The organism is Nocardiopsis sp. NPDC007018 (genome assembly GCF_040635075.1).
Lineage (GTDB): Bacteria > Actinomycetota > Actinomycetes > Streptosporangiales > Streptosporangiaceae > Nocardiopsis.
This window is the reverse complement of the sequence record NZ_JBEYHA010000008.1, coordinates 76,276-97,943: the sequence shown is the minus strand read 5'-3', so window position 1 is coordinate 97,943 and position 21,668 is coordinate 76,276. Positions and strand designations below refer to the sequence as shown.

The 21,668-nt window shown below is 72.6% G+C and carries 21 protein-coding genes and 1 pseudogene; 12 read left to right on the top strand and 10 right to left on the bottom strand.

Annotated elements, in window-relative coordinates; genetic code table 11:
* Window positions 1-110 precede the first annotated feature (110 nt).
* The 6 genes from ABZ635_RS06305 to ABZ635_RS06280 all read left to right on the top strand — a co-directional run bounded on the left by ABZ635_RS06305 (window position 111) and on the right by ABZ635_RS06280 (window position 6,899).
* Window positions 111-434 (top strand): hypothetical protein, encoded by a 324-nt coding sequence (locus tag ABZ635_RS06305; RefSeq protein ID WP_357759774.1) that lies wholly within the window; start codon window positions 111-113, stop codon window positions 432-434.
* Between the two features lie 196 nt (window positions 435-630).
* On the top strand, window positions 631-2,649 hold the full coding sequence (locus tag ABZ635_RS06300; protein WP_357759771.1) for a hypothetical protein: 2,019 nt from the start codon (window positions 631-633) through the stop codon (window positions 2,647-2,649).
* Window positions 2,650-2,768: 119 nt separating this feature from the next.
* Entirely contained in the window at window positions 2,769-4,061 is a 1,293-nt protein-coding gene (locus ABZ635_RS06295) for an FAD-dependent oxidoreductase (protein WP_357759768.1), read from the top strand.
* A complete protein-coding gene (locus ABZ635_RS06290; protein WP_357759766.1) occupies window positions 4,055-4,834 on the top strand; it encodes a DUF1365 domain-containing protein in 780 nt (259 codons plus the stop codon). The genes ABZ635_RS06295 and ABZ635_RS06290 overlap by 7 nt, the downstream gene beginning before the upstream one ends.
* Window positions 4,835-4,839: 5 nt before the next feature.
* Window positions 4,840-6,099 (top strand): cyclopropane-fatty-acyl-phospholipid synthase family protein, encoded by a 1,260-nt coding sequence (locus ABZ635_RS06285; RefSeq protein WP_357759762.1) that lies wholly within the window; start codon window positions 4,840-4,842, stop codon window positions 6,097-6,099.
* Entirely contained in the window at window positions 6,096-6,899 is an 804-nt protein-coding gene (locus tag ABZ635_RS06280) for a DUF1295 domain-containing protein (protein ID WP_357759759.1), read from the top strand. The genes ABZ635_RS06285 and ABZ635_RS06280 overlap by 4 nt, the downstream gene beginning before the upstream one ends.
* 68 nt (window positions 6,900-6,967) lie before the next feature.
* On the opposite strand, the gene ABZ635_RS06275 is transcribed toward ABZ635_RS06280, so the two are convergent.
* The 7 genes from ABZ635_RS06275 to ABZ635_RS06245 form a co-directional block, all read right to left on the bottom strand.
* Window positions 6,968-8,446 (bottom strand): aldehyde dehydrogenase, encoded by a 1,479-nt coding sequence (locus ABZ635_RS06275; protein WP_357759756.1) that lies wholly within the window; start codon window positions 8,444-8,446, stop codon window positions 6,968-6,970.
* A gap of 1 nt (window position 8,447) precedes the next feature.
* On the bottom strand, window positions 8,448-8,702 hold the full coding sequence (locus ABZ635_RS06270; RefSeq protein WP_357759753.1) for a tautomerase family protein: 255 nt from the start codon (window positions 8,700-8,702) through the stop codon (window positions 8,448-8,450).
* A gap of 79 nt (window positions 8,703-8,781) precedes the next feature.
* On the bottom strand, window positions 8,782-9,762 hold the full coding sequence (locus tag ABZ635_RS06265; RefSeq protein ID WP_357759750.1) for an ABC transporter substrate-binding protein: 981 nt from the start codon (window positions 9,760-9,762) through the stop codon (window positions 8,782-8,784).
* 76 nt (window positions 9,763-9,838) lie between these two features.
* On the bottom strand, window positions 9,839-10,657 hold the full coding sequence (locus tag ABZ635_RS06260) for an ABC transporter ATP-binding protein (RefSeq protein ID WP_357759748.1): 819 nt from the start codon (window positions 10,655-10,657) through the stop codon (window positions 9,839-9,841).
* A gap of 10 nt (window positions 10,658-10,667) precedes the next feature.
* On the bottom strand, window positions 10,668-11,588 hold the full coding sequence (locus tag ABZ635_RS06255; RefSeq protein WP_357759745.1) for an ABC transporter permease: 921 nt from the start codon (window positions 11,586-11,588) through the stop codon (window positions 10,668-10,670).
* Window positions 11,585-12,412, bottom strand: a complete 828-nt coding sequence (locus ABZ635_RS06250) for an ABC transporter permease (RefSeq protein ID WP_357759742.1) — start codon at window positions 12,410-12,412, stop codon at window positions 11,585-11,587. The genes ABZ635_RS06255 and ABZ635_RS06250 overlap by 4 nt, the downstream gene beginning before the upstream one ends.
* A gap of 115 nt (window positions 12,413-12,527) precedes the next feature.
* Complete coding sequence (locus ABZ635_RS06245) at window positions 12,528-13,265, bottom strand: FCD domain-containing protein (RefSeq protein ID WP_357759740.1); 738 nt, start codon at window positions 13,263-13,265, stop codon at window positions 12,528-12,530.
* Window positions 13,266-13,433: 168 nt separating this feature from the next.
* On the opposite strand from ABZ635_RS06245, the gene ABZ635_RS06240 reads away from it, so the two are divergent.
* Window positions 13,434-14,114 carry a class II aldolase/adducin family protein gene (locus tag ABZ635_RS06240; RefSeq protein WP_357759737.1) on the top strand — a complete coding sequence of 227 codons (681 nt, stop codon included), beginning with the start codon at window positions 13,434-13,436 and terminating at the stop codon, window positions 14,112-14,114.
* Window positions 14,111-15,007 (top strand): VOC family protein, encoded by an 897-nt coding sequence (locus tag ABZ635_RS06235; protein WP_357759734.1) that lies wholly within the window; start codon window positions 14,111-14,113, stop codon window positions 15,005-15,007. The genes ABZ635_RS06240 and ABZ635_RS06235 overlap by 4 nt, the downstream gene beginning before the upstream one ends.
* A gap of 47 nt (window positions 15,008-15,054) precedes the next feature.
* On the opposite strand, the gene ABZ635_RS06230 is transcribed toward ABZ635_RS06235, so the two are convergent.
* Complete coding sequence (locus tag ABZ635_RS06230; protein WP_357759730.1) at window positions 15,055-15,840, bottom strand: SDR family oxidoreductase; 786 nt, start codon at window positions 15,838-15,840, stop codon at window positions 15,055-15,057.
* 292 nt (window positions 15,841-16,132) lie between these two features.
* On the opposite strand from ABZ635_RS06230, the pseudogene ABZ635_RS06225 reads away from it, so the two are divergent.
* Window positions 16,133-16,470 (top strand): annotated as a pseudogene (locus ABZ635_RS06225) (aminoglycoside phosphotransferase family protein); the annotation flags it as partial.
* Here the strand turns inward: ABZ635_RS06225 and ABZ635_RS06220 are convergent.
* The gene (locus tag ABZ635_RS06220) at window positions 16,471-17,520 is read right to left on the bottom strand and encodes an NAD(P)-dependent alcohol dehydrogenase (protein WP_357759726.1); all 1,050 of its coding nucleotides are present in this window, start codon (window positions 17,518-17,520) and stop codon (window positions 16,471-16,473) included. It lies immediately after the preceding pseudogene.
* A 234-nt stretch (window positions 17,521-17,754) separates the two neighbouring features.
* On the opposite strand from ABZ635_RS06220, the gene ABZ635_RS06215 reads away from it, so the two are divergent.
* Window positions 17,755-18,138: a VOC family protein gene (locus ABZ635_RS06215; RefSeq protein ID WP_357759723.1), complete on the top strand. Its 384-nt coding sequence runs from the start codon at window positions 17,755-17,757 to the stop codon at window positions 18,136-18,138.
* A gap of 85 nt (window positions 18,139-18,223) precedes the next feature.
* Here ABZ635_RS06215 and mgrA read toward each other — a convergent pair whose 3' ends face one another.
* Window positions 18,224-19,219, bottom strand: a complete 996-nt coding sequence (gene mgrA / locus ABZ635_RS06210; RefSeq protein ID WP_357759720.1) for an L-glyceraldehyde 3-phosphate reductase — start codon at window positions 19,217-19,219, stop codon at window positions 18,224-18,226.
* A gap of 271 nt (window positions 19,220-19,490) precedes the next feature.
* On the opposite strand from mgrA, the gene ABZ635_RS06205 reads away from it, so the two are divergent.
* Window positions 19,491-21,224, top strand: a complete 1,734-nt coding sequence (locus ABZ635_RS06205; RefSeq protein ID WP_357759718.1) for an MFS transporter — start codon at window positions 19,491-19,493, stop codon at window positions 21,222-21,224.
* A complete protein-coding gene (locus ABZ635_RS06200; protein ID WP_357759715.1) occupies window positions 21,221-21,619 on the top strand; it encodes a VOC family protein in 399 nt (132 codons plus the stop codon). Before ABZ635_RS06205 ends, ABZ635_RS06200 begins: the two co-directional genes overlap by 4 nt.
* The last annotated feature ends 49 nt before the right edge of the window (window positions 21,620-21,668 follow it).

Below are 21,668 nucleotides of genomic sequence, written 5' to 3'. Positions count from 1 at the left end.
TCACTGTCCGAGTTCGCCCCTGTGTGGCCGGTTCCGGCCCTGGGGAAGACGTTTCGGAGGGGGCCACGGAGAGTACGTCCATGGGCGTTCCCCCCACAGGAAGGGCACCCATGTCCACCACCGAGACCCCCGACCCGATCCACGTCGTGGTCCTGCACTCCGAACAGCCGATCACCGAGGACCTCGCCGAACTCCACCCCGACCGCAGGGTCACCGTGCTCACCGACGGCGCGCCCGGTGAGGTCGGCGACGGTGCCGAGCTCGTCGACGTCGTGTCCATGCCGCGTGCGGAGTGGACCGACCAGCTCGCCCGCTGGGCCAGGGGCGGTGAGGTGGACGTGGTGAGCGCCGACGCGACCTGCCAGGAGGAGTGCGACGCGCTCCGGGCCGGTCTCGGGCTGGAGCCCCGGCCCGCCGCTCCCGCGGACCGCTGAACCCCGGCCCCTCCCACACCCCCGGGGTGCCAGCCCGGGCCCGAGCCGCCACTGCTAGGTTGTCGTGCGCGCGACGGTCGGCCGTGGCGAACGACGCTCGGCCCGGTGCCCCGCACGGAGCCGGGGCGTCGACCCCGCCGGGCCGCGCGACGTCCGGCGCGCCCCCTCCTCCGCCGCACACCCGTGGGAAGTACGCGTGAGCACCACCTCCACCCCGAAGCCCTCCGCCGAGACGGGGGCCGGTTCCACTCCCGCAAGACGGGCCGACCGCGTCTGGGAGGTGGTGGGCTGGGTCGGGTTCGGCCTGGTCGTGGGATCGTTCCTGGCCGCGTTCCTCGTGCTCCGGCGGGTGGAGGGCGACGACTTCGGTTGGGCGCTGCTGCTCCCCGAGGAGGGACGCGGAGTCTGGCAGTTCCCGCTCTTCCTGGCTGCGGTGGTGGTCTACGCCCTCGTCCGCCGGAATCTGCGCGAGCCCGCCCCCGACCCGGACGGGCTGGTCACCCCCGGGTTCTTCGCACTCCTGTTCTCCGTGCTGGCGCTCCTCCAGTTCACCCTCTGGACCAACCTGCCGCAGACCTCCTTCGTGTTCACCGCCGAGCTGTTCGACAAGCGGTACGGCGTCCGGTCCGACGACGTGGCTCTGTGGGGAACCGCTCTTCCGCTGCTGTTCGGCCTGATCCTTCTGCTGGCCTCCCACCGCTGGCCCCGGACCGGAACCCGCGCCCGGCGCTGGTGGTTGGCCCCGTTCGTGATCGGTGTCGCGCTCTCCCTGCTCGCCGACCCCGCGGCGCGGGCCCTGTCCGAGTACGTGCCCACCAGGCACACCTCCCTGGGCCAGGTTCCGGACGCGGCCCCCTACCCCGACTCGGTCACGCGACTGGGCTGGGAGTGGCGGCCGCCCGAGGGAGTCTCCGTGCGGCATGTCGAACGCGGGCCCCTCGGACCGGTCGTCGCGGTCTCCGACGGCGTGGTCGGCCTGGACGGCGGGACGGGAGAGGAGCTGTGGAGCTACCGGCGCCCGGGCGGTGACGTCCAGGTGACCCTGCACCCGGGGTCGGACCGCGCCCAGGTGGTCCTGCGGTCGAACGAGACCGCCGTTGGCTGGAACGAAGGGGGTGACCACCTGCGCGGCGGCGTGGTGGTCCTGCTCGACACGTCCACGGGGCGGATCGAGGAGGAGTTCGAGGCGGACTCCCTCGGTTCGAGCGACGACACCGAGCGCCTGCTGCCCGGGTTCGTGCTCGCGGCCGGTGAACGTTTCGGTGACATGGAACTGGGCGTGAGCGCGACCGGCGACTCCGACCGCCTGTGGTCGTTCCCGGTTCCCGGTGGCCGGGACGAGGTCGAGGACGGCATGGTGTGCGGCACCGTCGAGCTGCGACTCGACTCCGGGACCGGGGGGAGCAATCTGCTGGTGCGGGGCGACCAGGTCCTGGTCTCCTACCGGTGCGCCGACATGGGCGACTTCGAGAGCGAGTGGGAGGCCCGTGACCTGGTCAACTCCTCCGACGAGCGGTTCGTCACCCACCTGGTCGCCCTGGACCTGCGCACCGGTGAGGAGCGGTGGCACCGCACCTGGGACGCCTCCGACGGGGCCTACGGCCAACGCGTCTACCTCAGCGACGGCGGCCCGGTCCTGAACCCCGGGGCCGCACCGGTCGTCGTGGTGGCGAACATGCTGGACGAGGGGTCCGTCATCCTGGACGCGCGGGACGGCTCGGACGTGCTCACCAACGAGGACAACGCTCGGTTCACTGGGGTCGTCCAAGCCGACACCGAGGGTGCGGTCACCGCCGAACTCGACCGGAGCCCGGACCGGGAGGAGGACTCCGACCTCGTCGTCGAACGGCGGGACTCCTCCGGAGAGGTCGTCGGAACGGTCCGCCTTCCCGCGTCGATCCGGCCCACCAAGAACTCCGGGGCCACCGAGGGCAGCACGGTGGGCCTCACCGGCGGGGTGGCCCAGGCGGCCCTGGACGCCCGGGAAGCGCAGAAGCGGGGTGCCCTCGTGCTCACCGCCGCGGACTTCCGGGCCACCGACCCCGGGTTCGGTGAGCCGACCGCCGGCACGGGTGTGCTGACCGGACAGGTCGAGCGCTGGGAGAGCTCCCTCCGCCTGAGCGACGGTCCCCGGCCGCGTGCGCTCGCGGTCCCCGGAGCGGTGGTCTCCTACCTGAGCCGGGAGGGCGGGCACGTGTACGGCTGGCAATCCTGACCCACCCGAAGCAGCTGCCCTCTCGGTTTCCGTGAAACTTTTCCGAAAGGGACCCATCCGCTCCGCGACCCGCTCCGAATCACCGGTACCAGCCACACACCGGTTTCGCGAGAGGGCACATGAGCACACACCACACGGGGCGCCGCCGGGTCGCGGTCATCGGCGGCGGGGTCTCCGGACTGACCGCCGCCCACGTCCTGGCCCGTCACGACGACGTCACGCTGTTCGAGGCCGACGACCGCCCCGGCGGGCACGCGCACACCCACCGGATCGCCGCGCCCCACGGCACCGAACTGTGCGTGGACAGCGGCTTCATCGTGCACAACCGGCGCACCTACCCCCACCTGCTGCGGCTCTTCGACGAACTCGGCGTGACCACCCGGCCCACCGAGATGAGCCTGTCGGTGAGCTGCGGGGGGTGCGGCCTGGAGTACGCGGGCGCGCGCGGGCCGCGCGCCCTGTGGCCGTCCGGGTCCCGGCGCCGCGTCGCCCACGTCCGGATGCTGCTCGACATCCCGCGGTTCCACGGGGCCGCCCGCCGCCTGCTCTCCGTCGCGCGCAGGGCCGACCCCGAGGGCACGGCGATCGGCCCCACCCTGGGGGAGTTCGCCGAGCGCCACCGGTTCGGACCGTACTTCACCGGGCACTTCCTCCTGCCCCTGGTCTCGGCGGTCTGGTCCTGCCCGGCCGGGACCGCCCTCGACTACCCGGCCCGCCACCTGTTCACCTTCCTCGACCACCACGGCATGCTCGGAGTCTGGGGCTCACCGCGCTGGCGCACCGTGGAGGGCGGCTCCCACACCTATGTGGAGCGCGTGCTCAAGGGCCTGCACACCGTCCGCCTCGGCACTCCGGTGCGCGGCCTGGCCCGCGACGGCGACGGAGTGCGGCTGCGCACCGACACCGAGGAGCTGCTGTTCGACGCCGCCGTGGTCGCCACGCACGCCGACCAGGCCCTGGCGCTGCTCGACGCCCCCACGGACGACGAGCGGGAGGTACTGGGCGCCTTCACCTACGCCCGCAACCGCGTCCTGCTGCACACGGACACCTCGGTCCTGCCCTCGGACCCCGCCACCTGGGCCTCCTGGAACCACCGGCTGGCCACGTGCGAGCCGGGCCGCGCTCCGGTACGCGTCAGCTACCACATGAACCGCCTCCATGGGCTGCCCGGCGACACCGACTACGTGGTCACGCTCAACGACGACGACGGCGTCGACCCCGACCGGACCGTCGCCGCCATGGACTACGCCCACCCCGTGTTCACCCCCGAGTCGGTCGCCGCGCAACGACGCCTGCGCACCCTCGACACCCCACTCGTGGCCTTCGCCGGAGCCCACCACGGCTGGGGCTTCCACGAGGACGGGTGCCGGGCCGGGGTCGAGGCCGCCGCGGCCCTGGGGAGGCGGTGGTGACCCCCGCCCTCTACGAGGCGGAGGTACGGCACACCCGCGCCGCACCCCTGCGGTACGCGTTCGCGCACCGCACCCACTACTGGCTGGTCGACCTGGACGACCCGCCCCGCCTCCCGTGGCCGTTGCGCGCGCTGGCCGGGTTCCACCCCGCCGACCACGGGGGCGGCCGCTCCGCCACCCTGAGGTCCGACATCGTCGCCCACCTGCGCGCGCACGGGGTCGACCTGGAGGGCGGGCGGGTGCTCATGCTGGCGCACGCGCGCGTGTTCGGCCACGTGTTCAACCCGCTGACCGTCTACTGGTGCCACGACCCCGACGGCGCGCTCCGCGTGGTGGTCGCCGAGGTCCACAACACCTACGGCGAGCGGCACCGGTACCTCCTCCATCCGGACGAGCACGGGCGGACCACCGTGCCCAAGGCCCTGTACGTGTCCCCCTTCAACGCGGTGGACGGAGAGTACCGGCTGGCTCTGCCCGTCCCCGGGGAGCGGCTCGCGCTCACCGTCGCGCTCCACCGCGAGGGCCAACCGCCCTTCACCGCGTCGGTACGCGGGCGCCGCCGACCCGCCACACCCGGCCAGCTCCTGCGCCTGTCCCTGCGCCACCCGCTGGCACCGCTGGTCAACGCCGCGCGCATCCGCCTTCACGGCGTGCGGCTGTTCCTGCGCGGCCTCCCGGTGCGGCCCCGTCCCGCCCCGGGCGCCCGCACCGCCCCCGCACCGTGCCCGGAACCGGTCCCGCACGGTCCCGGACACCCACGACGACGAGGATAGCGACCATGACCACGACCCACCCCCGCCCGACCGGCCCTGCCGACCCGCACCGTTGGCCCGACGTCGCCCGGGTCCCGTCCGGCGCCCTGCGCACCGCCGTGGCCCGTCTGCTCGCCGACCGCGCGCTCCCCGCGGCCGGGGTCCACCGGCACGAGGGCCCCCAGCCGCCGCCCGCGGCCCTCATCCGGGACGGCGCTCCGGTGCTGTGGCTGCGCGACCCGGACGCCTTCCACGCGCGCCTGGCCCACGACGGCCTGATCGGGTTCGGCGAGTCGTACATGGCGGGGGAGTGGGACTCCCCGGACCCCGTCACCGTGCTCACCCGACTCGCCGAGCGCTACGAGGACCTCGTCCCCCGGCCGCTCCAGCCCCTGCGCCACCTCACCCTGCCGCGCCGACCGGCCTCGGACCGCAACACCCGTGACGGCGCCCGCCGCCACATCAGCCACCACTACGACCTGTCCAACGAGCTCTTCGCGCTCTTCCTCGACCGCACCATGACCTACTCGTCGGCGCTGTTCTCCGACGACGACCCGCGCGACTCCGAAGGCCTGGCCCGGGCACAGGAACGCAAGACCGACCGGCTGCTGGACGCGGCGGGGGTCACGGACGGCACCAGTCTGCTGGAGATCGGCACCGGCTGGGGGGAGCTGGCCGTGCGCGCCGCGCGCAGGGGCGCCCGCGTCACCTCCCTCACCCTGTCCACCGAACAGCGCGACCATGCACGCGCGCGCGTGGCCGCGCTGGGACTGTCCGACCGGGTGTCCGTCGAACTGTGCGACTACCGGGACGCCACCGGCAGCCACGACGCCGTGGTCAGCTGCGAGATGGTCGAGGCGGTCGGCGCCCGCTACTGGCCCGCCTACTTCCGGGCCCTGGACCGGCTGGTCCGGCCGGGCGGGCGCGTCGCCCTCCAGACCATCACCATGGAGCACCGGCTCATGCGGGCCTCCCGGGGCTCCTACACGTGGATGCACAAGTACGTGTTCCCCGGCGGGCTGATCCCCTCGGTCACCGCCATCCGCGAGCGGATCGCGGACGGGACCGGCCTGCGGATCACCGACCGCCTCGCCTTCGGCCACGACTACGCCGACACCCTCAGGGTGTGGCGGGAGAACTTCACCGCGGCGGCCGAAGAAGTCCGCGCCCTCGGGTTCGACGACACCTTCCGCCGTATGTGGTCCTTCTACCTGGCCTACTGCGAGGCGGGCTTTCGCTCGGGGATCATCGACGTCGAGCAGATCACCATGGAGCGTGCCCGATGACCGCCACCGCGCCGCTGCTCAACCTCGCCGTCACCGCCGCCGTGGTCGGCGCGGTCATGCTCACCGCGTTCGCCTTCGGCGTGCGGCTGGGCCGCCACAGCGTGGTCGACGTCGCCTGGGGGCTCGGCTTCGTGGGCGCCGCCCTGTCCACGGCGGTGCTGGCCACCGCCTCGGGCGCGGGCGACCCCGCTCGGACCTGGCTGCTGGCCGCCCTGACCACCGTGTGGGGCGTGCGCCTGGCCGCGCACATCGGGCTGCGCGCCCGTGGGAAGGGGGAGGACCCCCGCTACGAGCGGTTCCTCGCCCGGGCGCCCGGGAACCCGCACCTGTACGCCCTGCGCGTGGTCTACCTGCTCCAGGGTTCCCTGGTGGTGCTGATCTCGCTCCCCCTCCAGGTCGCGGCGTACACCGCCGGTCCGCTGGGATGGCTGGCCCTGCTGGGGGTGCTCGTCTGGCTGGCCGGATTCCTCTTCGAGTCCGTGGGAGACGCCCAGCTGGCCCGGTTCAGAGCCGATCCCGCCCACCGGGGCCGGATCATGGACCGGGGGCTGTGGGCCTGGACCCGGCACCCGAACTACTTCGGGGACGCTCTCGTGTGGTGGGGTCTGTTCCTGGTCGCGTCCGGGTCCTGGTGGGTGCTGCTCACCCTGCCCGCGCCCCTGGTGATGACCTACCTGCTCACCCGCGGCTCGGGACAGCGCCTGCTGGACGAACACATGAAGGGCCGCCCCGGCTGGGCGGAGTACGCGCGACGCACCAGCGCCTTCCTGCCCCGGCCCCCGAGGCGGGCCGACGGGTGACGGAAAGGAGCCCCCGGCCGACAGGTGTGGAGTGGCCCGGCCGGGGGCGGTTCGTGCGGCGGGAGCGCTCAGGCGCCCGCGCCGGTGTCCGTGTCGTCGCCGATCCGCACGACCACGGCCTTGGGCTCGGTGAAGAACTCCCGGCTGTAGGTGCCGCCCTCACGACCCAGCCCGGAACGCCCGACCCCGCCGAAGGGCGCGCGCAGGTCGCGGACGAAAAAGCAGTTGACCCACACCGTGCCCACCCGCAGCGAGGCGGCCACACGGTGGGCCCGGGACAGGTCCTCGGTGAACAGCATCGCGTTCAGGCCGTAGGGGCTGTCGTTGACCTCCGCCACCACCTCGTCCTCGGTGTCGAACGGGGTGACCGTCACCAGCGGGCCGAAGATCTCCTCCGTACGGTGGGGGGCGTCCTTCGGCAGGCCCGTGATGACCGTGGGCCGGACGAACAGCCCCGAACCGGCCCCGCCGGTCTCCACGGAGCCGCCCCACGCGGTGACGGTGTCCAGGTACCCGGTCACCTTGTCGTGGTGGGCTTCGGAGGAGAGCGGACCCAGCAGGGTGCCCGGGTCCTTGGGGTCGCCCGGCACCAGCCGTTCGGCCGCCGCGCACAGGCGCCGGGTGAACTCCCCGACCACCGACCGGTGCGCGTACAGGCGCGACCCCGCCAGGCACACCTGTCCGGCGTTGGTGAAGGCGGCGCGCACCGACCACTCGACGGCCTGGTCGAGGTCGGCGTCGGCGAACACCACGTTGGCGCCCTTGCCGCCCAGTTCCAGGCTGACCGGGGTGAGGTGGGTGGCGGCCGCCCGCGCGACGGCCACCCCGGTGGAGCTCTCGCCGGTGAAGGTGATCCGGTCGACCCCCGGGTGGGCGGTCAGCGCCGCGCCCGCCGAGTCGGGGCCGTAGCCGTGCACCACGTTGAGCACCCCGGGCGGCATCCCGGCCTCCAGCGCCAGCCGGGCCAGCATCGTCACCGAGACGGGGGAGTCCTCCGCGGGCTTCAACACGACCGTGTTCCCCCAGGCCAGCGCGGGCGCGATCTTCCAGCTCGCCAGCATGAGGGGGAAGTTCCACGGCGCGATCGCCACCACGACCCCGGCCGGTTCGTAGCGTGTGTAGGCGTGGTGGCCGGTGTCGGAGGGGTAGACCTCGGCGGGGGTGAGACAGGCGTGGTCGGCGAAGAAGCGCAGATTCTCGGCGGTGCGCGGAACGTCCTTGGTAAGGCTCTGGGTCACCGGTTTGCCCATGTCACGGGTGTCGGCCAGGGCCAGGAGCTCGCGGTTCTCCAGGACCAGGTCGGCCAGGCGGTGCAGGATCGTCCGCCGCTCGGCGGCGCCCATGCGGGGCCAGGGGCCGGTGTCGAACGCGCGTCGGGCGGCGGCCACGGCCAGGTCGGCCTCGGCGGCCCCGCCCAGGGGCAGGCGTGCCCAGGCCGTGCCGGTGTACGGGTCGACACTGTCAAAGTGCGCGCCGTCCCCGGCGGTGACCTCCTCACCGCCGATGACATGACCGAACACCTCGACGTCCGGCTGTTGCCCGGCCATGTCAGTTCCCCTTCGACGTGTGTCTGTCGACGGCGTCGCCCGCGTCGGTGCCGGGCGGTGTGTCCAGGCCGCGCCGCTCGGCCAGGGTGGTGCCCCCGGCCGACCACAGGGCGGGCGGCACCTCGCGGACGATGACGCGGACGCTGCTGGCGGGGGTGTCCAGGCTCGTCTCGACCGCCTCGTGCACCGCCTTCATGAGCGCGCGCAGCCGGGCGGGGTCCCGGCCCTCGGTGAGGGTCACTTCGATCAACGGCAAGGGAACTCTCCTGTGCGGGGGTCGGGCCGGTGCGGGGCCGGGTCAGGGACGGCGCGGCCGCCGCCCCCGACCGGTCGGGTCAGTCCTGGAGGGTCAGCTCGGACATCTCGATCGGTTCGTGCAGGACGCCGGTGGCCAGCAGCAGGTCGTTCCAGCGGGCCAGTTCGTCAACGTCCACCGCGCCCTCGGTCCACACCGGCAGCTCCATGGCCTCGGCCTGCTCCTCGGTGGTCTCGGAGTAGGTCTGCACGATCTCGGCGGCGAGGGCCGGGTCCTCGGCGAGCATGCCGTTGGCGCGCTCGATCGCCCGCGCGAAGCCCTCGACGGTGGTCGGGTTGGCGGCCACGAACTCGTCCGCCATGCCGATGCCCGAGACCGGGATGGCCTCCGCGACGCCGGTGTAGGAGGAGAACACCTTGCGGGCCCCGTCCTTCTCGGCGCCGCTGCGGAACGGCTCGACCAGCCAGACCGCGTCCACCGCGTCCGACTCCAGGGCGGGCAGCATGTCCGGGAAGGGGTACTCCACGAACTCGATCCCGGCGGTGTCCACCCCCTGCTCCTCCAGCGCGGCGGCGATGCTCACGTCACCGATGTTGTTGAGCGTGTTGACCGCGATGGTCGTGCCGGCGAGGTCGGCGGGTCCCTCGATGGACGAGTCGTCGTTGACGTAGATGCCCGCGGTCTCCTCGGTGCCGCGCACGCCCTCGGCGACGATGGTGACACCGATGTACTGGCTCTCGGCGAGGAAGAAGGACGGATAGCTCGCGAAGGCCGCCTGGAGGTCGTCGGAGACCATCGCCGGAACGGCCGCCGCTCCGCCCTGGACAGGCTGGGCGGAGACGTTCAGGCCCTCCTCGTCGAAGAAGCCCTCCTCGATGGCGATGAAGACGGAGGCGTGGTCGATGATCGGCGTGATGCCCACGATCAGGGTCGTGACCTCGTCGGTGGGGCCGTCGTCGGACTCGGCGGAGGAGCCGGAGCAGGCGGTGGCGGCGAGCGCGAGGGCGGCGCCCGCGCAGGCGAAGGTCCAGCGCCCGCTCTTCGGGGTGTTCTCGGTCATAATCATCATGATGGATAAGCGCCTAGGGGGGTTGGCAGGGCACGGCCGGGGGCCGCGCTCCCGGCGGGTTGCTCGGTCAGTGGTTGCTGGGCTGGTGGTGGAGGGGTTCCGGCACCCGCTCGGAGGGGCGCCGGATCAGGCGTGCGACCTCGCCGCGCAGGGCGACGAACTCCCGTAGTTCCTTGGTCTCGATCTGGTCCCTCGGCTGGGGGAGCGGCACGTCGATGGTGGTCACGACCGTCGTGGGCGGGCCCGAGAGCACGACCACGCGGTCCGCGAGATAGACGCTCTCGTCGATGTCGTGGGTGACGAAGACGATGGTCATGTCGTAGCGTTCCCGCACCTTCAGGACCAGGTCCTCCAGGTCCTCGCGGGTCTGCGCGTCGATGGAGGCGAACGGTTCGTCCATCAGCAGGACCCCCGGCTGGTAGGCCAGGGCCCGGGCGATGGCCACCCGCTGCTGCATGCCGCCGGAGAGCTGGCTGGGGTACCTGCCGGTGTGGCCCTCCAGCCCGACGGCGGCCAGCGACTCGCGCACCCGCCGTTGGGCCTCCGCGCGTCCCAGACCCAGGTGGCGCAGGGGGAAGCGGACGTTGCCCGCCACCGTCTGCCACGGGTACAGGGAGCGGGCGTAGTCCTGGAAGACCATCGCCAGCCCCTCGGGGACCCCCTTCACGGGCCGTCCCTGGAAGGAGACCTCGCCTCCGGTGGGACGCTGGAGCCCGGAGAGGATGCGCAGCAGGGTGGTCTTGCCGCAACCGGAGGGCCCCACCACGGAGACCAGCTCGCCCTCGGCGACCGAGAAGCTGATGTCCGCGAGCGCGGTGTGCGCCGTGGCACCGCTCCCGTAGGTGTGCGTCAGACCGCTGACGTCGAGCATGGGTGTGGTCCTCATGGTCGGGGCCTCACGGGCCCACGGGGTCGGAACTGGGGCGGTTGGCGATCCGGTGCCAGGCCAGCAACCGGTGCTCCACCGCGGTCAGTGCGAGGTTGAGCAGGTAGCCGAGGACCCCCAGGAGAGCGATCCCGGCCCACATGTCGAGGATCTGGAAACCGCGTTGGGCCTGCACGATGTGGTAGCCGATCCCCCCGGTCGCGGCGACCATCTCGGAGATGACCATCAGGATCAGGCCGAGCGCGAGGGCCGTACGCACCCCCGCGAGGATCTTCTGCGAGGCGCCCGGGAGGACGATGCGCGTCAGCCTGGTGTGGAACGGAACCCCGAACACCCTCGCCGTCGCGTGCTTGAGGGGGTCGATGGAGCGCACCCCCTCGATGGTGTTGATCAGGATCGGCCAGGACGCTCCGAAGCCGATCAACAGGACCCGCATCAGGTCGTCCCGGCCGAACAGGACGAGGAACAGCGGGATGAGCGCGGGCGGCGGCAGGGCGCGGGCGAACTGGATGACCGGGTCGACGTAGTCGCCGACCCGCCGGTTCAGGGCGATCGCCACCCCGAGCGCGACCGCCGTGACGGTGGCCAGGGCCAACCCGGTGAGCATGCGCCCCAGGCTCGGCAGGACGTCGTCGCGCAAGCCGTCGCTCAGCCAGGCCTCGGGGGCGGGCAGCCACAGTTCGCCCGCGCGCGCCAGGAACTCGGTGGGCGGCGGGAAGAACGGCGAACGCGCGTTGAGCGCCGCCAGTTCCCAGACCAGCAGCAGCCCGGCCAGGACCGCCCACCGCAGGAGGAACGACCCCAGGGCGCGTCCGGTACGACCGGCGCGGGCCGGTGACCGGTGTCCCCGGCCCCGGTCCACCGGGGCGGGCCGCACCACACCGGGCCCACACGTGTCCGAGGGGGGTTCGGTGGTCGGGAACGTCTTCACGTCTGTGCCTCCATCAGGCGCTTCCAACGGAAGAGCCGGTGCTCACCGGCGCGCAGGAGACCGTTCACGGCCACACCCAGCAGACCGGCCACGATCGTTCCCGCGTAGACCATGTCGGTGTTGGCGCCGCCCGAACTCATGCGCAAGATCCAACTGCCCAGCCCCTCGGCGGCGCCCGCGAGCAGTTCGGCGCTGACGGTGACGATCAGCGCGATCGCCGCCGAGATGCGTACCCCGGCGGCGACGAAGGGGGCGGTGGACGGAAGGACCACCCGGGCCAGGACCGCCAGGCGAGGAACGCCGAACACCCGCGCCGACTCCCGGGCCAGGGGTTCCACGGCGCGCACCCCGTACAGGGTGTTGAAGAGGATCGGCCACAGGGCCGCGTAGGTCACCAGGGCGACCTTCATCTCGGCGCCCTGGCCGAACACGAGGATGGCGACCGGGATGAGGGCCACGGAGGGGATCGGGCGGAGGAACTCCACCACCACCGAGGAGGCGCGCTCGACCCAGCGCAGTGAACCCAGGAGCAGGCCCAGTCCGACACCGGCGAGCGTGGCCAGTCCGAGCCCGGTGAGGGCGGCGGTCAGCGTCGCGGCGACCTCGGCGAGGAAGACGGGGTCGACGACCAGCCCCGCGGTGTTGGCCAGCACCACCGAGACGGGGGGCAGCGCCGAGGAGTCCACGCCCCAGCGGGCCAGGGCCTCGGCGATGCAGAGGGCGGCGACCACGCCGACCAGCCCGCGGCGTAGGGTACCCAGGGTCGACGTGCGCGCACTGTGGGCCCTGCGGTCACGGTACGTGATGGTGCTCTGAGGGGTCACGTCGGAACGCTCCAGGGGGATGACGGAATGCAATCACTCTATTGATTATGGTTAATATGTCAACGTGTGCCCCCCGAACTCCACGAAGCCCGCCTCGTCGGCCCTCCCGTCCGGTTCAGCCCCGCGGGGCGGGGGCGCTGCTGCGCGGTGGAGTGTGCGCCTCTGCCGCACGTCTGGCCAGTCGCGCGTCCCCCGAGGCGATCGCGTCCACCAGGTCGCGGTGGAGCTGGAGATTGGCCTCGAAACCCGCCGCGAAGCCGGGGTCCGGCGCGATCTCGCGCACCGACTCGCGGGCGGTGTCCAGCAGCGACACGTAGAGGGTGCACAGCAGCCGGTTGGGCGAGATCCGCGCGATCTCCTCGTGCAGTTCCCAGTTGCGCGCCAGGTAGCCCGCCGGGTCGTCCCTGAGGTCGGCCATGAGCGCCACGATCTCCCGCAGACGCCCGATCTGCTCCTCCCCGGCCTCCCGGGCCGCGTGCTCGGCGATGGTCACCTCCAGCGCCTCGCGGACCTCCAGGCTGTTGGCGACCGACAGCGCGTCGTCACCCAGCCCGAGGATGAGGTGGCTCAGCCGGATGTGCGCGCTGGGGGAGCTCACGAAGATCCCCCCGCGCGGTCCCGGGCGCGCCTCGACCAGGCCCCGCGTCTCCAGGAGCCGGACCACCTCGTTGAACGTCCCCACCGAGACCTCGAAGCGCTGGCGCAGCTCCTCCTTGGTGCCGAGGCGGTCACCCGGTTCGACCTGCTTGTTCATGATGATCTCACTGATGTGGCGCACCACGCCCTCAGCCTTGGACATGCGCTCGGGAAGAGGGCCGCCAACGGTGGGCCAGTCGCTGAAACGATTCGCCATAATGATCATAACTATAGGACCTTCCCGCGAATCACCCTGGTGAGCGGCCTGCGACCAGGTCCGACGCGTACTGCGCGCGCCCCGAGGCACGCGCCCGGCCCGTGCCGCGGCCCCCCTTCCCCGCACGCCGCCGCCCCCGCTCCCACCCCCACCCCCGCAGGAGATCCCGTGGACCCCACGACGACCGACGCGCTGATCACGGCCGGGTCCGCCCTGTCCCGGCACGGTCTGGTCGACGCCTTCGGACACGTGTCGACCCGCACCCCCGACGACGGCTGGGCCATGACCCGTGGCGTCCCCCTCGACTCGCTGGGCCCCGAGGACGTTCGCCCCTTCGACCCCGGCGCCGACACCCTCGGCCCCGACCTGCCCAAGGAGGGGTGGATTCACCGCGCCGTCGTCCGGGCCCGCCCCGACGCGGGCGCCGTCTGCCGCGCCCAGCCGCCCACCGCCACCGCGCTGGCCTCGGCCGGTGTCCCCATCGTGCCCCTGCACGGACAGGGGGCCTTCCTGGGGCCCGAGGTACCCGTGCACGAGGACCCCCGCCTGGTCCGCGACCCCGGCCACGCCGAACGCCTCGCCCACGACCTGGGCGGGGCCCCGGCGGTCCTCATGCGCGGCAACGGCGCCGTCACGGTCGGGGCCACCGTCGCCGAGGCGGTCGCCCTCATGTGGGTGCTCGAACGCTCCGCCGCCATGAACGCCACCGCCTCTGCCGCCGGAACCCCCCGCCCCCTCGACGAGGACGAACAGCGGGCCTGGCGCGAGGCGGCCCCGGAACTCTGCCGCCGCATCTGGCTGCACCTCGTCAACGAGGAAACCCCCCGAAGGAGACTCACGCGACCATGATCGAACTCAAGGACATCGCCTACGTGCGCTCCGGCGCGGCCGACCTGCGCGCCGCCGTCGACTTCGCCACCGACGTCGTCGGCATGGAACTGGTCCAGGAACAGGACGGCGTCGCCTACCTGCGCGTGGACCACCGACACCACTGCCTGGCCTTCGTCGAGGGCGAGTCCGGGGTGATCAGCTCCGGCTTCACCGTCGCCGACCTCGACGCGCTCGCCGCCGCCGAGACCGAACTGGAGGCGGCCGGACTGCCCGTCCGCCGCGGCAGCAAGGAGGGCGCCCGCTCCAGGAAGGTCCACGACTACCTGACCTTCGAGGACCCCTTCGGCAACCGCATCGACCTCGTCGTCGGCCAGACGCACCTGACCACCCCGGTCGCCTTCTCACGGCCCGCCGGGATCACCGAGTTCGGGCACATCTGCTTCGACGCCCCCGACATCTACGAGGCCGGGCGGTTCTGGACCACCCGGTTCAACGCGAAGGTCTCGGACTGGGTGAGCGACGTCGCCTGCCTGATGCGCATCGACCCCGTGCACCACAAGCTCGCGGTCTTCCACGGCGAGCGGCCGGGGCTCTGCCACATCAACTTCCAGGTCGAGTCGATCGACGACGTCATGCGCTCCTGGAACTTCCTCAAGAGCAAGGGCGTGGAGATCGAGCAGGGGCCGGGCCGCCACCCGCAGTCCACCGCGATCTTCCTCTACTTCAAGGGGCCCGAGGGTCTCACCTACGAGTACTCCTTCGGTGTGCGCCGCATTCCCGAGGACCAGGACTGGCAGCCCCGCTGGTTCGACCTCAACGAGCCCGGCGCGATCGACATGTGGCTGGGCGAGAACAAGCGCGTGAGCACCCAGCCCCAGGTGTCGACGGACAGCGTGCCGCTGTCCGAGTGAACCCGGCGCCCGGGCGGGGGCCGAGGCCCCCGCCCGCGCCCGCGGGCTCAGACGGACGGGATCTGCCCGCCGTCGACCCGGATGATGGAACCGTTGACGTAGGCGGCTTGCCGGCTGGCCAGGAACGCGGCCACCGCGCCGTACTCCTCGGGGTCGCCGTAACGGCCGGCGGGGACGCTGGCCCGGCCCTTGGCCCGGGTCTCCTCGAACGACAGCCCCTCCCGCTCGGCGCGGGCACGGTCCAGGGACTCCACACGCGGGGTGGCGATCCGGCCGGGAACGATGACGTTGGCGGTCACCCCGTCGGCGGCCACCTCGTTCGCGACCGTCTTGGACCAGGAGTGCAACGAGGCGCGCAGCGTGTTCGACACCCCCAGGTTCGCGATGGGCGTGATGGGACCGCCCGAGGTGCTGGTGATGATCCGGCCCCAGCCGCGCTCGCGCATCCCGCCGACCACGGCGTCGGTCAGCTCGATCACCGGGAGCACCATCGCCCCGTACATGGCCTCCCACAGGGCCGGGTCCTGCCCGAGCGCGGGGGTGGGCGGCGGACCGCCGGTGTTGTTGACCAGGATGTCCACCGGCCCGAGCGTGTCGGCCACCCGCGCGGCGACCTCGCCCGCGCGCCCGTGCTCGGCCAGGTCCCAGGCGATCCCGGCGGCGTCCGCGCCGTGCGCGCGGCAGGCCTCGACCGTGGAGGCCAGACGTCCCTCGTCACGTCCGGTCACGGCCACCCGGACGCCCTCGGCCGCCAGGGCGACGGCCATCGCCCGGCCCAGCCCGGAGCTGGCCGCGGTCACGAGCGCGACCTTGCCAGCGATTCCCAGATCCATGGTTCTCCTCAGGTTCCTACGACTGCTGACGGCATCCTGGCAGGCCGGAGGAGATCACGGAGCACCCGGGGCCTGGTCAGCGGGAATCGGTCGGCCCGCCCGGCCCCGCCAGGCTCGGCGAACGGACCCCTCCTCACCCTGGCCCGCCATGGTCGGCCCACTCCCCGAAGGACGCCCACCCATGACTGATCCGCAGGTCATCGAGGTCCCCGACGCACTGGTCTCCTCCCACACCAAGAACGGTGACGACGCCGGACGGGCCTGGATCGCGGGCCTGCCCGCACAGGTGACGGACCTGCTCGACCACTGGGACCTGCACTACGACAACGTTCTCGCCGCCGAGCGGGAACCGTGGCGGTCATCGACCCCGAACCCCTCGTCGGCGACCCGGGGTTCGACCTGTGGCCCGCGCTCGACACCGGCTGGGAGGGCGTCCGCGCCGACGCCGTACCCCGGTTGGTGCGACGCCGCTTCGACCTCCTGACCGAGGCGCTCGGGCTGGACCGCGAGCGCGCGGTCGGATGGACCCTGGCCCGGCTGCTCCAGAACACGCTGTGGGACGTCGAGGACGGACGAACCACGATCGACCCCTCCCAGACCACCGTGGCCGAGGCACTGGGCCGCCGGTGATCACGCCTCGTTGGGCACCACGACCGCGCGGCCGTTGACCTCGCCCGCCTCCAGCCTCCGGTACGCCTCCAGGGCCTCGTCCATGGAGAACCGCTCGACGTCCGGTCGGATCTGCCCCGCCCGGTACATGTCCACCACGTCCCACAGCTCCCCGACCGAACCCCAGTAGGTGTTGGTCACGTACGACTCGTACGGGTTGGTGAAGAACGAGAACTCGTGGGTGCCGCCCGCGATACCGACCACGCTCACCCGGCCGCCCTGGGCCACACAGGCGGTCGCCGTCGCCACGGTCGGGCCCGCGCCCACGAAGTCGAACACCGCGTCCACGCCCCGGCCCCCGGTCAGCTCCCTGATCCGCTCCACCTGGCCCTCTCCGGCCTCGACCGTGATCGCCCCGTTGATCTCCGCCCGCAGGCGCGCCTCCTCCTTGACGTCCGTGGCGATCACCGTCGCGCCGCTCAACGCGCGCAGGATCTGCACACCGATCTGGCCCAGGCCGCCCAGCCCGATCACCAGAGCGGACCGGCCGCCCCCGGCCAGGTGCGGCAGGGCCGCCCGGATCGCGTGATAGGGGGTCAGCCCGGCGTCGGCCAGCGGCGCGGCGGCGACCGGATCGGCGTCCCCCAACGGGATGAGGTGCCGCTCGGGCACCGTCATGTACTCGGCCATCCCGCCGTCGCGGCCCAGACCCACCGCCAGGTAGGGCATGGTCGCCGCGTTTTCGCAGTAGGTCTCCAGACCCGACGCGCACCTGCGGCAGTGCTGGCAGCCGATCGGCCCGTACACGAGGTAGGCCGCACCCAGCTCCACCCGGTCGCTCACCCCGACACCGACCGACTCCACCCAGCCCGCGCTCTCGTGACCCAGCACGAACGGCGGCTTCTGCGCCCCCGGCTGGCCCTCCTCGAACAGGCGGTACACGCTGATGTCGGAGTGGCACGCGCCCGAGCCCGCCACCCGCAGGAGGACCTCACCCGGGCCGGGCCGAGGCGTGGGAACCTCCGTGAGCGAGGGAAACTCCCCGTAGTTCTCGAACACCACTGCGCGCATGTGCCGTCTCCCCCCGCGTGAGTTCCGGCACCCCACGGGGTCACCGGGACCGGGACACGCCGCGTGCCCGGCCGTCCACGCGAAGCTAACACCGGTCCGATCCGCCCGTCACCCAAGGGGCGTGCACGGAACCGTCCTGATTGTTTGACCCCGTTCCGCCGGTCCGGGCGACGAGTTTCGGGAACGACCGAGGTCAGTACGGGTGAACACACCGCATCCCTGAGGGAGGACACCATGTTCGACAGCACCCGCGCCTTCGGCTCCTTCGCCGTCCCCGACAGCGGACGGGCCCGCGCCTTCTACCAGGACACCCTCGGCCTCACCGTCAGGGACGTCCCCGGTATGGAGGAGGAGGGCCTGTGGGAGATCGACCTCGGCAACGACCGGGCCGTCCTCGTCTACCCCAAGCCCGACCACCGGCCCGCCGTGTTCACCGTGTTCAACCTGACCGTCGACGACATCGACGCCGCCGTCGACGCGCTCGCGGAACGGGGGGTCACCATGCTCAGGTACGACGGCTTCGACCACGACGAGAAGGGGATCGTCAGGGGCGGCAGGCCGCTGGTCGCCTGGTTCACCGACCCTGCGGGCAACGTCATCGGCCTCGTCCAGGAGTGAGCCCGGGCCCACCCGAGGGGGAGGACACCCTCGGGTGGCATCGCCCGGATGTCCCCCGCGCCGGGTGCGGCCACGGGAGCGGTCCCTACCCGGCCACGGCGTAGCGGTCGATCTCGGCGATTTCGTCGTCGGAGAACCCCAGCCCGCCGACGGCGGCCACGTTCCCCTCCAGTTGCGCCACACTGCTGGCGCCCACCACGGCGGAGGTCACCCGCTCGCCGCGCAGGACCCAGGCCAGTGCCATCTGGGCCAGGGTCTGGCCGCGCCGCCCGGCGATCGCGTTCAGCGCCCGGACCCGTTCCACCACCGTGTCGGTGATCCCGTCCCGGCTCAGGAAGGGGCTGTCCCCAGCCGCCCGGGACCCCTCCGGCACACCGTTCAGGTACCGGTCCGTGAGGAGCCCCTGGGCCAGCGGCGAGTACGCGACCGATCCCGCGCCGACCTCGTCCAGGACGTCCAGCAGACCGTCCTCCACCCACCGGTCGAACATCGAGTACGAGGGCTGGTGGACGAGCAGCGGGGTGCCCATCTCCCGCAGCAGGTGGGCGGCCTCCAGGGTCTGCTCAGGGGAGTAGTTGGAGATCCCCGCGTACAGCGCCTTGCCCTGGCGCACCGCCGTGTCCAGCGCGCCCATGGTCTCCTCCAGGGGCGTGTCCGGATCGGGCCGGTGCGAGTAGAACACGTCCACGTACTCCAGGCCCATCCGCTCCAGGCTCTGGTCGAGGCTGGCCAGCAGCCCCTTGCGCGAACCCCACTCGCCGTACGGGCCCGGCCACATCAGGTGCCCGGCCTTGGTGGAGACGACGAACTCGTGCCGGTACCGCCGAAGGTCGGAGGCGACCACCCGCCCGAAGTTCTCCTCGGCCGCGCCGGGCGGGGGACCGTAGTTGTTGGCCAGGTCGAAGTGGACGACACCGAGGTCGAAGGCGCGCAACAGGATCTCGCGCTGGGTCTGGAGCCCACGGCCCCCGCCGAAGTTGTGCCACAGCCCCAGGGAGAGGGCGGGCAGGCGCAGACCGCTGCGGCCGCAGCGCCGGTAGGGCATGGTGTCGTAGCGCGTGGGTGCGGCGACGTAGGTCATGGCGGGTCCCTCGTGGCTGGTGGGAAGGGGTCACTGCGCCACATTCTGGCACGTCGGGCCCGGCCGTGACGGCTGTCCACAGGCCCGCATCCGCGGCGGTCGAGTCCGGCGGCGACCGCGCGACGAGGCGCCCCCCACGTGGACCCGGGCCGACGTGTCCCCGCCGGAGACCGGAAGAATTCTCCCCCCGCCGATGAGTTCCCCGCGCCTTGGTGGTCCGTACAGGTGAACGAATTGGCTCGTTCGACCACCCATCCGAGGAACGGACCCGATGAACACGACACCCTCCCCGCCCCCGAACACGCGCCCCCGCGCCACCAGACGCGAGTGGCTCGGGCTGGGGGTGCTGGCCCTGCCCACCCTGCTGCTGTCGCTGGACATGAGCGTGCTCTACCTGGCGCTCCCGCACATGGCCGCGGAGCTGCGGCCCACGGGGGCGCAGACCCTGTGGATCATGGACGTCTACGGGTTCATGCTCGCCGGGTTCCTCATCACCATGGGCACCCTCGGCGACCGGATCGGCAGAAGGCGGCTCCTCATGATCGGCGCCGCGGCCTTCGGGCTGGCCTCGGTCGCCGCGGCCTACTCCACCAGCGCCGAGATGCTCATCGCCACCCGGACCCTCATGGGACTTGCGGGGGCCACCCTCATGCCCTCCACCCTGGCCCTGATCAGCAACATGTTCCGCGACCCCACCCAGAGGGCGGTGGCGATCTCCCTGTGGACCAGCTGCTTCATGGGCGGAACCGCGATCGGCCCCCTGGTGGGCGGGCTCTTCCTCCAGTGGTTCTGGTGGGGAGCGGTGTTCCTGCTCGGTGTGCCGGTGATGCTCCTGCTCCTGGTCTGCGCTCCGCTGCTCCTTCCCGAGTACCGGGACCCGGACGCGGGCCGACTCGACCTGTTCAGCGTCGCCCTGTCCCTGGCCGCCATCCTGCCGGTCGTCTACGGGCTGAAGACCGCCGCCGAGGGCGGTTCCGGCACCGCCTCCCTGGCCGCCATCGCGATCGGCGCCGCGATGGGTACGTGGTTCGTGCGCAGGCAGCTGCGCCTGCGCCATCCGCTCCTGGACCTGACCCTGTTCCGGTCGCGCCCCTTCAGTGCCGCGCTCGGCGTCATGCTGGTCGGCGCCGTGACCATGGGAGGCATGAACTTCCTCCTCGTCCAGTACCTCCAGCTGGTCGCGGGCAACTCACCGCTGGCGGCCGGAGCGTGGATGCTGCCGCCGGTCCTGGTGATGATCGCCGCCACCCTGTGCTGCGCGTCCCTCGCCCGGAGGGTCGGCCGGGCCACGGTGATCGGCGGAGGCATGTTCGTCACCGGAGTGGGCTTCCTCGTCCTGGTGTTCGTCTCCGCCGACAGCGGCACGGTCCCGGTGGTCCTCGGCCTGCTCCTCGCCTCCGTCGGCCTGGGCCCGGGGGCCGCCCTGATCACCGACATCGTGGTGGGCTCCGCTCCCCCCGAGAAGGCCGGGTCGGCGGCGGCCATGTCCGAGACCAGCGGCGAGTTCGGCATCGCGGCGGGGGTCGCCCTCCTGGGAAGCCTCGCGGCGGTCGTGTACCGGACCCGGGTGGAGGTCCCCGGGGAGGTGTCGGTCGGCGCCGCGGCCGAGACCGCCGGCCAGACCCTGCCCGGCGCCGCCAGCGTGGCCGACGACCTGCCCCCGGCGGTGGCGGCGGAGCTGTTGACCTCCGCACAGGAGGCGTTCACCATGGGAATCAACGTCATCGCGGTGGGCGGTGTGATCGTGATGGTGGTGTTCGGTTCCCTGGCCCTGTGGCTGCTGCGCGGCGCCGACACCGCCCAGCCCACCGAGGCACAGGGGGAACCGGAACCCGCAGCCCGGGAGACGGGGGAGCCCGTCGCGGCGGATCTCACGCCGGTCGGCGCGGCCCCGCCCGCGGAGACGGGCGCGACCGGATTCGCCCGGACCGACGAGTCCGTGTCCCCCTCCGAGCCGGTACGGCCGCAGGCAGACTCGGACGACACCACAGGGAGAACCCGATGAAGCGCCCCAACCTGGACAGCATGCTCCTCGCGAGCACCGACCCGGACCGGTTGCGCGACTGGTACGCCGCCGTGCTCGACCCCTCGGCCAACGATCGGATGGACGGCTACCGGGTGCTGCGCTTTGGCACCTTCCACCTGCTGATCGACCAGCGCGACGACGTCGGTTCCGAAGCCGCCGACCCCACCCGGATGATCCTCAACTTCGACGTCGGGGACGCCCGCGCCGTCGCGGCTCTCATGGACGAGCGGGGCACCGAGTGGGTGGCGCCGCTGGAGGCCCGCGACGGGAGCCTGTTCGCGACCGCGAAGGACCCGGACGGCAACTACGTCCAGATCATCCAGATGAGCGAGGAGCACCTGGCCGCCATGGAACGCGGCGACCTGGGCGGGTGACCCCGCACACGGGGGCGGCGGGGAGGAACCCGCCGCCCCCGGCGGCACT